Annotated in this window: 10 protein-coding genes; all 10 read right to left on the bottom strand. The window is 38.8% G+C overall.

Features of this window, described 5'->3' with window-relative positions; genetic code table 11:
• The coding region (locus ACKJXD_RS11265) for a GTP-binding protein (RefSeq protein ID WP_430876333.1) at window positions 1-603 on the bottom strand (603 nt) is incomplete at its 3' end.
• Between the two features lie 68 nt (window positions 604-671).
• Window positions 672-2,777 (bottom strand): elongation factor G, encoded by a 2,106-nt coding sequence (gene fusA / locus ACKJXD_RS11260; RefSeq protein ID WP_065559622.1) that lies wholly within the window; start codon window positions 2,775-2,777, stop codon window positions 672-674.
• A gap of 109 nt (window positions 2,778-2,886) precedes the next feature.
• Window positions 2,887-3,357, bottom strand: coding sequence for a 30S ribosomal protein S7 (rpsG, locus tag ACKJXD_RS11255; RefSeq protein ID WP_065559623.1), 471 nt, complete (start codon window positions 3,355-3,357; stop codon window positions 2,887-2,889).
• 99 nt (window positions 3,358-3,456) lie between these two features.
• Window positions 3,457-3,831 carry a 30S ribosomal protein S12 gene (gene rpsL, locus ACKJXD_RS11250; protein WP_025316630.1) on the bottom strand — a complete coding sequence of 125 codons (375 nt, stop codon included), beginning with the start codon at window positions 3,829-3,831 and terminating at the stop codon, window positions 3,457-3,459.
• 302 nt (window positions 3,832-4,133) lie between these two features.
• Window positions 4,134-5,444, bottom strand: coding sequence for an NCS2 family permease (locus ACKJXD_RS11245; RefSeq protein ID WP_220216065.1), 1,311 nt, complete (start codon window positions 5,442-5,444; stop codon window positions 4,134-4,136).
• Between the two features lie 543 nt (window positions 5,445-5,987).
• Window positions 5,988-7,556 (bottom strand): TerC family protein, encoded by a 1,569-nt coding sequence (locus ACKJXD_RS11240; protein WP_416380149.1) that lies wholly within the window; start codon window positions 7,554-7,556, stop codon window positions 5,988-5,990.
• Window positions 7,557-7,698: 142 nt separating this feature from the next.
• On the bottom strand, window positions 7,699-9,141 hold the full coding sequence (locus tag ACKJXD_RS11235; RefSeq protein ID WP_430876336.1) for a TrkH family potassium uptake protein: 1,443 nt from the start codon (window positions 9,139-9,141) through the stop codon (window positions 7,699-7,701).
• Between the two features lie 14 nt (window positions 9,142-9,155).
• Window positions 9,156-10,007, bottom strand: coding sequence for a co-chaperone DjlA (gene djlA, locus ACKJXD_RS11230; protein ID WP_220216063.1), 852 nt, complete (start codon window positions 10,005-10,007; stop codon window positions 9,156-9,158).
• 1 nt (window position 10,008) lies between these two features.
• Complete coding sequence (gene parC / locus ACKJXD_RS11225) at window positions 10,009-12,237, bottom strand: DNA topoisomerase IV subunit A (RefSeq protein WP_430876332.1); 2,229 nt, start codon at window positions 12,235-12,237, stop codon at window positions 10,009-10,011.
• 27 nt (window positions 12,238-12,264) lie between these two features.
• Window positions 12,265-14,154 carry a DNA topoisomerase IV subunit B gene (parE, locus tag ACKJXD_RS11220; RefSeq protein ID WP_065559628.1) on the bottom strand — a complete coding sequence of 630 codons (1,890 nt, stop codon included), beginning with the start codon at window positions 14,152-14,154 and terminating at the stop codon, window positions 12,265-12,267.
• Window positions 14,155-14,305 lie beyond the last annotated feature (151 nt).

Raw genomic sequence — 14,305 nt, 5'->3', positions numbered from 1 at the left:
TGGGATATAAGTGTCTAACGCTTCCGCTAATTCAACAATTTTGTCTTCCCATGCTGCATCGCCTTCTAACGCTTTTAACGCTGAACCACGAATAACTGGTGTATCATCACCCGGGAAGTCATATTGAGATAGAAGTTCACGTACTTCCATTTCAACTAATTCTAATAACTCTTCATCATCAACCATATCACATTTGTTTAAGAATACGATGATGTAAGGAACACCTACTTGACGACCTAAAAGGATGTGCTCACGAGTTTGTGGCATTGGACCATCAGTTGCTGCTACTACTAAGATAGCACCGTCCATTTGCGCTGCACCAGTGATCATGTTTTTAACATAGTCAGCATGGCCTGGGCAGTCTACGTGTGCGTAGTGACGAGTTGGTGTGTCGTATTCAACGTGTGAAGTATTGATGGTAATACCACGTGCTTTTTCTTCTGGTGCGTTATCGATTTGATCGAATGCACGAGCTTGTCCGCCGTATTTTTTAGCAAGAACAGACGTAATTGCAGCAGTTAAAGTTGTTTTACCATGGTCAACGTGGCCGATTGTACCAACGTTAACGTGGGGTTTTGTACGTTCAAATTTTTCTTTAGACATCTTAATGTTCCTTTATTAAATCACTTCCCTCATTTTGTAGGGAAGTGTTACTTTATTTATATAAATAATTATTTCGCTTTACGAGCTTCAATAATTGCTGTTACGATGTTTGAAGGTGCTTCGTTATACTTCAAGAACTCCATAGAGTAAGAAGCACGACCTTGTGTTTGTGAACGAAGGTCTGTCGCATAGCCAAACATTTCTGAAAGAGGTACTTGCGCACGAACAGTTTTACCTGTTGCAGTATCATCCATGCCTTCGATCATACCACGACGACGGTTTAAGTCACCGATAACGTCACCCATATAATCTTCAGGGGTTTCAACTTCTACTTTCATAATTGGTTCTAAAAGCACAGGTTTAGCTTTCATGAAGCCTTCTTTAAATGCCATTGATGCGGCAAGTTTAAAGGCAATTTCGGATGAGTCGACATCATGGTAAGAACCAAAATGTAAACGCACACCGAGATCCACAACAGGATAGCCAGCTAAAGGCCCTGATTTCAATTGCTCTTGGATACCTTTATCTACTGCAGGAATAAATTCACCCGGAATTACCCCACCTTTGATTTCGTTAACAAATTCGTAACCAGCACCACCCGCTTCTAATGGATACATGTCGATAACAACATGACCGTATTGACCACGACCACCAGATTGTTTTGCATGTTTTCCTTCGATGTCTTTAACTGTTGTACGAATTGTTTCACGGTAAGCAACTTGAGGTTTACCGACATTCGCTTCAACGTTAAATTCACGTTTCATACGGTCTACGATGATTTCAAGATGTAATTCACCCATACCAGCAATGATAGTTTGGTTTGATTCTTCATCAGTCCAGACACGGAATGATGGATCTTCTTTTGCCAAACGACCTAAAGCAATACCCATTTTTTCTTGGTCAGCTTTAGTTTTTGGTTCAACTGCAACCGAGATAACCGGCTCAGGGAATTCCATTCTTTCAAGAATAATTGGTGAATTTTCAGCACAAAGCGTATCACCCGTTGTGACATCTTTAAGACCGATTGCTGCTGCAATGTCACCCGCACGAACTTCTTTGATTTCTTCACGTTTGTTCGCATGCATCTGTACGATACGACCAAAACGTTCTTTACGATCTTTAACTGAGTTAAGTACTGAGTCACCAGAGTTAACTACACCAGAGTAAACGCGGAAGAAGGTTAAGTTACCAACAAATGGGTCAGTTGCAATTTTAAATGCAAGTGCAGCAAATGGTTCATCATCACTTGAATGACGTTCTGCTGGTTCACCATTTTGTAATTCACCTTTAATCGCAGGAACATCGGTTGGTGCAGGTAAATACTCAATAACTGCGTCAAGCATGAACTGAACGCCTTTATTTTTAAATGCACTACCACATGTTACCAAGATGATTTCGTTAGCAAGTACGCGTTCACGTAGTGCTTTTTTAACTTCTTCTTCAGTTAACTCATCACCACCTAGGTATTTTTCCATTAACTCTTCGTTAGCTTCTGCTGCAGCTTCGATTAAGTTTGCACGCCATTCTTCGACTTGCTCAACCATATCAGCTGGTACATCTTCATAAGTAAAGGTTGTACCTTGGTCTGCATCATTCCAGTTAATTGCTTTACGTTTAAGTAAATCAACAACACCAGTAAAGCCTTCTTCAGCACCGATTGGTAATACTAATGGAACAGGCACTGCCGCTAAACGTGTTTTGATTTGCTCAACCACACGTAAGAAGTTAGCACCCATACGGTCCATTTTGTTTACAAATGCGATACGCGGAACTTTATATTTGTTAGCTTGGCGCCATACTGTTTCTGATTGAGGTTGAACACCACCAACCGCACAGTAAACCATTACTGCACCATCAAGAACACGCATAGAACGTTCTACTTCGATGGTGAAGTCAACGTGTCCCGGGGTGTCGATGATATTGATACGGTGTGGTTCAAATTGTTGTCCCATACCAGACCAGAATGCAGTTGTAGCCGCAGACGTGATAGTGATACCACGTTCTTGTTCTTGTTCCATCCAGTCCATGGTAGCTGCGCCATCATGAACCTCACCAATTTTGTGACTTACGCCAGTGTAAAACAAAATACGTTCAGTAGTTGTCGTTTTACCTGCGTCAATATGTGCACTGATACCGATATTACGGTAGCGTGCTATAGGGGTTGTACGAGCCATATTAATCCTCTATTTAGAATCGTTTGCTTAATAAAATATCATTTAGGTTGACTGACAGTAGATATGTGCTGTCAGTCTAATTTCAAGCCACTTAATACCAGTGGAAAGATTACCAACGATAGTGTGCAAACGCTCTATTAGCCTCAGCCATACGATGAACATCTTCGCGTTTTTTCACAGCAGTGCCTTTGTTTTCAAAAGCATCCATAAGTTCATTCGCAAGGCGTAGAGCCATTGATTTATCGCCACGTTTACGAGCAGCTTCTACAATCCAACGCATTGCAAGTGCATTACGACGAACAGGGCGCACTTCAACAGGAACTTGGTATGTAGAACCACCAACGCGACGAGACTTAACTTCTACAGTTGGTCTTACGTTATCTAGTGCAACTTCGAAAGCTGCTAAGTGGTCTTTTCCACTACGCTCAGCTAATTTATCAAGAGCTGAATATACGATTGATTCTGCGATAGATTTTTTACCATCTATCATTAAAATATTTACAAATTTCGCCAGCAAATCTGAACCGAATTTCGGATCAGGTAGAATTTTTCTTTGACCGACAACATGACGACGTGGCATTGGAATACTCCGTTTATATGTTATAAATTTTCAGGTTTACCCAAAACTCAAATGAGTTAAATGGAATTATATAGTTTGGCCTTACTTAACGGAGTTCCATTAAGCTTTAGGTCGTTTTACACCGTATTTAGAACGGCTTTGTTTGCGATCTTTAACACCTGCGCAGTCTAATGCACCACGAACAGTGTGATAACGAACACCAGGTAAATCTTTAACACGACCACCGCGGATTAAAATCACGCTATGTTCTTGCAAGTTATGACCTTCACCACCGATGTAAGAAGTAACTTCAAAACCGTTGGTTAAACGTACACGGCATACTTTACGTAATGCTGAGTTAGGTTTTTTCGGTGTAGTCGTGTAAACACGAGTACAAACACCGCGTTTTTGCGGGCATGCTTCAAGTGCAGGAACGTTACTTTTAACTTCCTTAAGTGCTCTTGGTTTGCGTACCAGCTGATTAATTGTTGCCATTAATAAGCTCCTGATTAATTAAAATAAATTTAAAATTGCATTTTAGATACGTAATTAATAACTGTAGACCAAAACCTAAATATATAAGTTTTGGGTCGCAAGATTCTAGACCTCAACAAGGATAATGTCAAGTTTTTGCTCGCATTTAACTATCGAACATAGACTTTATTCATTGGTAAGAAAATGCCCAATAAATGAGTAATGAAAAGTTTCACTTTTTCAAGTTTATGCCAACTGAAAGGGGGATATATTAGTTAAAGATTGAGGGGTTCCTCATCAATAGCATTGATGAGGAATGACGATTAATGATGATCGATAAAGATAAATTTAAGTGCAAATAGTACAGCAAAAATGATGACACAAAGATTGAGTTCTTTAAATTTACCGGTAAAAGTTTTTAATACCACATAAGAGATAAAACCAAGTGCAACCCCTTCAGTAATGGCGAAAGCAAAAGGCATCATTAAGGCAGTAATAAAGGCAGGTGTTGCGTCAGTTAAATCAGACCAGTTAACTTTCACTAAACTTGATACCATTAAGATTCCCACAAATATTAGTGCGCCAGATGTTGCATAAGTCGGGACTAAATGCGCTAAAGGTGATAAGAATGTCATCATTAAAAATAAAATCCCAACGACAACAGCAGTTAAACCGGTGCGACCACCTACGGAAATACCCGCTGAACTTTCAATGTAAGTGAGAACTGATGAAGTCCCAAAAAGCCCACCAAGTGAAGAGCTGAAACTATCAATTAATAATGCTTGACGCATTTTAGGAAAACGTCCTTTTTCGTCTGAAATGCCAGCTTTGTCGGTCAAGGCTAAAATCGTACCTGATGAATCAAATAAGCTGACGATCATGACGGAAAATATCACGCCCATTATACCGATATTAAGCGAACCGGCTAAATCAACATGACCGACTACGCTTGAAACACTTGGTGGAATAGAGGCGACGCCTTCATAATGAATATTAGGATCCAGCCACAGAGCAAGCAATGTGACCACGAGAATAGAGATTAAAACCGCTGCATGGAAGTTGCGCGCAGCTAAAATAATAATAATGAAAAAACCCAGAGAACCTAATAAGACTTTAAGAGATAGAATATTGCCTAAGGTTAATAATGTTGATGGAGAACTAACCACAATCCCCATATTTTGAAAGCCCATAAATGCAATAAACAGTCCAATACCCGCACTGATACCAACACGTAAACATTGTGGAATATGTTCTATTAGCCAATGGCGAACTTTAAAAAGGGATAATGCAAAAAAGATTAACGATCCCCAAAATATAGCACCCATTCCTACTTGCCAAGAATAGCCCATTGCGCCACACATGCCATAGGCAAAAAATACATTGAGTCCCATAGCAGGCGCCAACGCTATCGGTAAATTAGCAAACATGCCCATTAAAATCGATGCAAAGGCTGTTACTAAACAGGTTAATACAAATACTGCTGAGGTGTCCATGCCTGTTGCCGACAAAATGGAAGGATTAACAAAGATGATATAGACCATAGTAAGAAATGTCGTACATCCTGCAATCACTTCAGTACCAATGGTGGTTTTTTTTGCTTTCAATTGAAATATTTTTTCGAATATTGAATTCATAAGTTAAGGCCTAGTTTAGGTTAATAATAATGAATATTTGTATAATGCCATAACCACACTTTTGCTTATCATTAGTGAAGCGTGACAATTGTGGTGATTGGCTTGCTTATACAGTACAAAATTCACTGCATTATTATTACTGGTTCTTTTAACAGGTCAAGCATTATTCTGCTCAGTCTTTATTGATAAATACCTGTATTAAAAACTGACTTTAATAGTAAATTTCATATAGTCATTAAGTTGCGATGATGAAATAGTAAATCCTGATTAAATTAATCATAATTTATCTGCGTATTTTATAGCATCTTTAAATAGATAGTAGGATAGGTATTTCCCTGTTTTTGGTTAACTCATCTGTTTATAGCGTAATGGAGACAAATCTAATCACTTGTTATTGTTTTGTTAGAAAACGAAAATAATCCTTAAAACCAATTGTTCAACATCTAATGTTGGATTTTTAATGAGGATAAAGAATATTGAATGGTTTTTTAAGATATCGTAACTCATTAATAATGAGTTACGATTGAGTATGCCCTTGGTTCATTAAATTGAATCAAGTTTGTTCAGAGTAATTTTAACTTTTAAAATACGATGGCTTTCAATTTCAGCTATTTCAAATAGGTAATCACCTATTTGCATGGTCTCACCGACTTCAAGTAAATGCTGTGCTTTTTCCATCAATAATCCTGCAAGAGTATGGTATTCACGTTTATCATCAATTGGGATTGGGACAAATCGAACCAACTCTTCAACCGGAATATAGCCATTGGCAATCCACGTATTATCATCCAGACATTGAATATCATGTTTGGCGTCAATTTCTTCCTCTTCGGTTGGAAAATCGCCAGCGATAGTTTCGATGATGTCGGTGACTGAAACCACGCCTTGCATGGAACCAAATTCATCAACCACAAAAGCAAAATGGGTTTTGGCTTTTTTAAATTGTTCTAACGCAACAAGTAACGATACCGTCTCGGGAAAAATTAGCGGTTGCTTAATTAAAGCGTTAATATCGATTGGCTCTTTATTTTGCAAAACATCTTTTAACAGGTCGTTAACTTGAATAATGCCTAAAGGTTCATCAATCGACGCATTATCAGTCACGACTAATCGTGAATGAGGATTTTCAAAAATCTCTTTCAAAATTGTTTCACGGTCGTCATTGATATTAACCATATCAACATCTAACCTTGCTGTCATAATACTGCTGACCGATCGCTGTGCCAGTCCAAGGACGCGTTCAACCATGTTGAGTTCTTGATGGTTAAAGACAGATTCTTTTTTATTGTTATCTGACACCGTATCAATTGTGTGAGTATCCGGATCTTCTTCAACATCGCCTTTCAGTAGATGTAAGATCGCTTCGGCAGTCCGTTCTCGCAATGGTTTTTTATTCAATGCTTTGCGACGATTGAATATGGCTAACTGATTAAAAAACTCAATCATGATTGAAAAACCAATAGCGGCATATAAATAGCCTTTTGGAATGGCAAAACCAAATCCTTCCGCAACTAAACTAAAGCCGATCATTAACAAAAAGCTCAAGCAAAGAATAACAATGGTGGGATGCGAATTGACAAAATAGGCTAACGGTTTACTTGCGACCATCATAATGCAAATTGCCACACAAACGGCAATAATCATGACAGGAATATTTTCAACCATACCGACTGCCGTAATCACAGAATCGAGAGAAAACACGGCATCTAAAATAACGATTTGAACAACGACAGTCCAAAAGTGTGAGGTTTTTTTCGATTTTCCTTCTTCGTGAGCTGCACCTTCAAGACGTTCATTGAGTTCCATGGTGGCTTTAAACAGTAAAAATATGCCTCCCACTAACATAATAAGTTGGCGGGCATTGAAACTAATACCAAACGCTGTAAATAGTGGTGTCGTAAGTGTGACTAACCAACCGGTGAACATTAATAAAATAATGCGAGTAATTAATGCAAAAGCAAGACCAGTGATGCGTGCTTTATCGCGTTGGTGTGGTGGAAGCTTCTCGGCAAGAATGGCAATAAAAACAATGTTATCAATACCAAGGACGATTTCAAGTACAATCAGGGTGGATAAACCAATCCAGATTGTAGGATCCATGATCCATTCCATATGTCAGGTGATTACCTCTAATAAACACAGCACATGCTGCATTCTAATTTTCTATGTAATTGACTAAATAATCAATAAAATATTTATGAATTTTGCATAATTTGGCAAAAAGTTTTATTTTTATGGGTGTTTGAGTTTAAGGTTAACTTCGCCAAAATGTTGGTGTAAAAAGGACTAATAATGTAAATATCTCTAGTCGTCCAAATAGCATATCGACAACCATAACCCATCTTACCACATCACTGACATGCGCAAAATTATCACTGACACTACCAAGTCCAACACCTAAATTATTGAGTGAAGAGGCAACAATATAAAAAGAGTCGGTTGCATCAACGCCTGTTGCCATGATGATAAATAAACTAATTAGAAAAACTAAAGCATAAGCAGAAAAGAATCCCCAAACTGATTCGATAATTCGTTCAGGTACAACTCGATGATTTAATTTTAAGGTATAGATAGCGTTTGGATGAATTAATCGTTTTAGCTCACGCGAACCTTGCATAAATAAAAGTAGTACTCTGACCACTTTTAAGCCACCCCCCGTCGAACCGGCACAACCACCAATGAACGAGGCACAAAGTAGAAAAATAGGTAATGATGAAGGCCAAGTATTAATATCATCTACAGAAAATCCGGCTGTCGATGATATGGACACGACTTGTAATATGATTTTATCAATACTAAGGCGATGAGGTTTATAGAAAAAGATAACCACTGCGCATATGGCAATTATTATCAATAGAATGAAAATAAAGGTTCTAAATTCTTGGTCTCGCCAGTAAACTTTTATTGAGAAACCGCTTAATGCGGCAAAATGGAGCGCAAAGTTACAGCCAGATAAGATTAAAAATAGGGTAACAATATAGTTGATTGCCGGGCTATTAAAGTAAGCCAGATTATCATCATGGGTGGAAAATCCCCCCATTGAAATCGTTGAAAAGCTGTGGGAGATAGCATCAAATACATTCATGCCTGCAAACCACAAGCAGATTGCGCATAGTGTGGTAAGTAGAATATAGATAGACCAAAGGGTTTTTGCTGTTTCGGCAATACGTGGTCGCATTTTACTGTCTTTTTGTGGGCCGGGAATTTCAGCACGATAAAGTTGCATCCCCCCAACACCCAATAACGGTAGGATAGCAACCGCTAACACGATTATCCCCATTCCGCCAAGCCATTGCAGTAATTGTCGATAAAACAGTAATGCTTTAGGTAAATGGTCTAACTTGACAATGGTGGTTGCCCCCGTTGTTGTTAGACCAGAAAAGGATTCGAAAAATGCTGTTGTTAAATTTAAATTGATGTGATTATCAAAAATAAATGGAAAAGCGCCAATAGTGCCTAACACAACCCAAAATAGCACCACAATAAAAAAACCTTCACGGGTGTTAAGTTCGTGACGTTGGTGTCGATTTGGTAACCACAATAAGCCGCCTAAAATCAAGGCAGCAAAAAAAGAACGAAGAAATATCGCACCAGCGCCATCACGATAAATTAATGCGACTAGAGCAGGTAATAACATGAAAACAGATAATAATGTTATCAATAATCCTACAATTCGAATAATTGAACGCCAATGCATCATCGTTGTTGTCTCTATTTAAATCCGCGCGATACTTTTATGAGATCATAAGCAGCTTGAATCTCTTGAGCGCGTTTTTTGGCAGCTTCAAGCATCTCTTTAGGTAAGCCTTTTGACACTAACTTATCGGGATGATGCTCATTCATTAGTTTTCGATATGCTTTTTTTATTTCTGTAATTTCGGCTGATGATTCGATACCTAAAATTTTGTATGCATTTTGTAGATCTGATTGTGCTGAACGACCTTGATAGCCCTGATGTTGATGATTTTGTTGATATTGGTAATGCTGATCTTGGTATTGATTTTGGTGATAACCATTTTGACGAAAATGGTAGCTTCCCATCATCATTTTAATATACATGGTCATTTGTTGACGAGGAATATTAAATTCTTCTGCCACAATATACAATATTTGTGACTCTTTTTCATCTAAATGACCATCAACCAGTGCCGCTTGAATGAGTTGTTCACAAAAAATATTTAACACATTACGTCGAAAGCGGTATTGAATATATATCTCTTTTAAACGAGCTCGAAGAGGGTAATCCGCAGCTTTACCTCGATTAAATGAGTCTTGCGCAAGTCGTCGACTGTTGCTATCAAGTTGTAGTCTATCCATAAAATGGCGTGCAAGATTGATGTCATCTTGTGTGACCACGCCTTTTGCTTTACTGAGATGACCAAGTACTTCAAAAACAATGGTTAAATATAAAGTTGGATTAGTTTGCGTTCTTTGCTGGTTTAACTTGTTACAAAGGGTTTGATAGAGCATTGGACCAACAAAAAATCCAAGTAAATAACCCCATCCCGATTTTAATACAATGCTTAATACAAAGCCTGTAATAATCGCCCAAATAAAAGACATACTATTTGTTTACCTCAATTCGATCTATTTTTTGTAGTCCACGTGGTAAAGCGCTACCTTTACGAGCACGTTCTGCCCTAAATTTTTGTAAATCAACAGGATTTAGGGTAAGTTTGCGTTTGCCAACATATAAGGTGATGGATGTTTCCGGTGTAATTAAAATCATATAAGCAAGGCTGTCATCTGCATTGGATAATGAGATTATTTTGTTTCCTTTGCCTTTTGCCAGTTCGGGAAGATCTTTTACAGGGAAAATAAGCATCCGTCCTGCTTGGGTAATGGATAAAAGTAAGCTTTTATCATTTGAAATTTCAATAGGCGTGAGTACTTTCGCATTATTCGGTAGATTAATTATGGCTTTACCGTTTCGGTTACGTGCGACTAAATCACTAAATTGACATATAAATCCATACCCCGCACTTGAGGCAAGTAAAAATTTTTGATTGTCATTCGCTGACATCAAAACATGCTCAACACTTGCACCAGCAGGTAATGCTAATTTACCCGTAAGTGGTTCGCCTTGTCCTCGCGCTGAAGGTAATGTATTGGGTTCAATAGCATAGCTACGGCCTGTTGAGTCAATAAATACCACAGGTTGATTACTTTTCCCTTTTGCGGCCGCTTTAAAACTATCGCCAGCTTTGTAACTCAGTCCCGTTGGATCAATATCATGACCTTTAGCCGCTCTTACCCAGCCCATTTCAGATAAGACAATGGTCACCGGTTCTGACGGTATTAGTTCTTGTTCGGTAATGGCTTTTGCTTCACTGCGTTCAACAATCGGAGAACGGCGTTCATCCCCGTATTTATCAGCGTCTTGTTGAAGCTCTTTTTTAATTAAACTATTCAATTTTCTAGGCGAACCGAGTAATGCTTGAAGCTGATCACGCTCTTTAGCGAGATCACTTTGCTCACCTTTGATACGCATCTCTTCAAGTTTAGCTAAATGGCGAAGTTTTAACTCTAAAATCGCTTCAGATTGGATTTCAGTTAAATTAAACCGTTGCATTAACTCTGTTTTAGGATCGTCTTCATAGCGAATAATATTAATGACTTCATCGATATTTAAAAAGGCGATAAGTAAACCATCTAAAATATGAAGGCGTTTTAATACTTTGTCTAAACGATAGTTTAAACGTCTGGTTACCGTATTACGACGATATTCTAACCATTCAGTTAAAATCTCAACTAACCCTTTGACGGATGGGCGATTGTCTAGCCCAATCATATTCATATTGACCCGATAGCTTTTTTCCAGATCGGTTGTGGCAAATAGGTGATTCATGACCTGTTCTAAGTCAACACGATTAGAGCGAGGTACAATGACGAGTCGTGTTGGATTCTCATGATCAGATTCATCACGTAAATCTTCAATTAATGGTAGTTTTTTGGCACGCATTTGTGAGGCAATTTGCTCTAAAATTTTCGCACCAGAAACTTGATGTGGCAGATCAGTGATAACGATATCACCTTCTTCTTTTTTCCATACAGCACGCATACGAATTGAGCCACGTCCCGTCTTATAGATTTTTTCTATATCTTGTGGTGGGGTGATGATTTCTGCTTCAGTTGGAAAGTCAGGCCCTTGTATGTGAGCCATCACTTCGCTTAGCGTAGCTTTCGGATTATCTGCCAGCATAATCGCTGCATTGGCCACTTCACGAATATTATGGGGTGGGATATCGGTCGCCATCCCAACAGCAATACCTGTAGTACCATTTAAAAGAATATTCGGTAATCTTGCCGGTAACATTTTCGGTTCTTGTAATGTACCGTCAAAATTAGGAGTATAATCGACCGTACCTTGTCCTAATTCGCCTAATAGTAGTTCGGCATATTTAGATAGGCGTGATTCGGTATAACGCATTGCAGCGAAGGATTTTGGATCATCTGGCGCCCCCCAGTTACCTTGTCCGTCAACTAATGGATAACGGTAAGAAAACGGTTGTGCCATCAATACCATTGCTTCATAGCAGGCGCTATCACCATGTGGATGATATTTACCTAAAACGTCACCGACAGTACGCGCTGATTTTTTAAATTTAGCCTGAGCGTTAAGCCCTAGTTCTGACATGGCATAAACAATACGGCGTTGCACTGGTTTTAAACCGTCACCAATAAAAGGTAGTGCACGATCCATAATGACATACATAGAGTAGTTTAAATAAGCGCTTTCTGTAAAGGTACGTAGCGACTGAACTTCTACTCCGTCATGAGTTATCTCACTCATTATTGTTCCTCTAAATCATTCTTTATGTTAGACATCAAGTTGGACTTGGTCACCTTTTTCTTGCAACCATTCACGGCGATCTTCCGAACGTTTTTTAGCAAGTAGCATATCCATTAACGCCATTGTTTCTTCTGAATTATCTAATGATAACTGTACTAGACGGCGAGTATTCGGATCCATCGTTGTTTCACGCAGTTGCAGTGGATTCATTTCACCGAGACCTTTAAAACGTTGTACATTTGGTTTGCCTTTTTTCCGTTTAAGTTGATCTAAAATTCCTTCTTTCTCTTCTTCATCTAAGGCGTAATGGACTTCTTTACCAAGATCGATACGATATAATGGTGGCATAGCAACAAAAACATGTCCGTGTTCGACCATTGCACGAAAGTGACGAACAAATAGCGCACAAAGTAGGGTGGCAATGTGTAAACCGTCAGAATCGGCATCGGCTAAAATACAGATTTTACCATATCGTAATTGGCTTAAATCATCACTATCAGGATCAATACCAATCGCGACCGAAATATCGTGGATTTCTTGAGAACCAAGGACTTCATCCGATGAGACTTCCCAAGTGTTTAGAATTTTACCTTTTAATGGCATTATCGCTTGATATTCCCGATCTCGAGCCTGTTTAGCTGAGCCACCTGCGGAATCGCCTTCCACTAAAAAAAGTTCAGTTCGGCTTAAGTCTTGTGATGAACAGTCCGCAAGCTTGCCCGGTAATGCCGGACCGCTAGTTAATTTTTTACGAATAACTTTTTTTGAAGCTCTTAATCGTCGTTGTGCACTGGAGATCACCATTTCAGCCAGTAATTCAGCGGTTTGTACATGCTGATTTAACCACAAGCTAAAGGCGTCTTTAACAATGGCAGATACAAATGCAGCACTTTGTCTGGATGATAAGCGCTCTTTGGTTTGTCCTGCAAATTGTGGCTCTTGCATTTTTACTGATAACACATAAGCACAGCGTTCCCAAATATCATCAGCCGTCAATTTTATGCCACGTGGTAACAAATTACGAAATTCACAAAATTCGCGCATTGCATCAAGCAGTCCTTGGCGTAAACCATTGACATGGGTACCCCCTTGCACAGTAGGAATTAAGTTAACATAGCTTTCTGTTAACAGTTCGCCACCTTCCGGCATCCACAAGAGTGCCCATTCAACGGCTTCTGTATCACCGGTATGGCTGCCGGTAAATGGCTCTTCCGGTAGTAGTGAGTAACCACTGACGGATTCCATTAAGTAATCTTTTAAGCCATCTTGATAACACCAGCGTTGTTCGGTGTTATTAATTTTATCTTTAAAGATAATTTCAAGACCAGGACAAAGTACCGCTTTTGCTTTGAGTAGATGAGATAAACGGGGTACTGAAAATCTTGGTGAATCAAAATATTTTTCGTCTGGCCAAAAGTGAACTTTTGTGCCCGTGTTACGACGTCCACACGTACCAGTTACATGAAGATCTTCGACTTTTTCGCCATTTTCAAACGCAATTTGGTATACTTGACCATCTCGGTTAACGGTCACTTCTACCCGTTTAGATAGCGCATTAACAACTGAGATACCCACACCATGAAGTCCACCAGAGAATTGATAATTTTTATTAGAAAATTTACCGCCAGCGTGTAAACGGCAAAGTAATAATTCAATCGCTGGTACCCCTTCTTCGGGATGAATATCAACAGGCATACCCCGCCCATCATCAATGACTTCTAATGAATTATCTTCATAAAGCGTGACTTTAACTTGACGAGCGTGACCGGCTATTGCTTCATCGACACTATTATCGATAACCTCTTGCCCTAAATGATTTGGGCGAGCCGTGTCGGTATACATGCCTGGACGATGACGAACAGGATCGAGCCCTTTTAAGACTTCAATATCAACAGCGTTATAAGTAGATTGTGACATAGTTTTTCTATTTATTCGAATAAATGACCTTATTATACCAATCTTTCTTTAAGATGCATGAAATTAAATTTATAATGAAAAGCAAATTCAGTATTTTTACCAAGTATTTATTGAGAATAATTGTTATTACCTTAATTTATTGATAGTTAAA

The organism is Gilliamella sp. G0441 (assembly GCF_050589305.1).
Classification (GTDB): Bacteria; Pseudomonadota; Gammaproteobacteria; order Enterobacterales; family Orbaceae; genus Gilliamella.
This window is presented reverse-complemented; position numbering and strand designations above follow the sequence as displayed.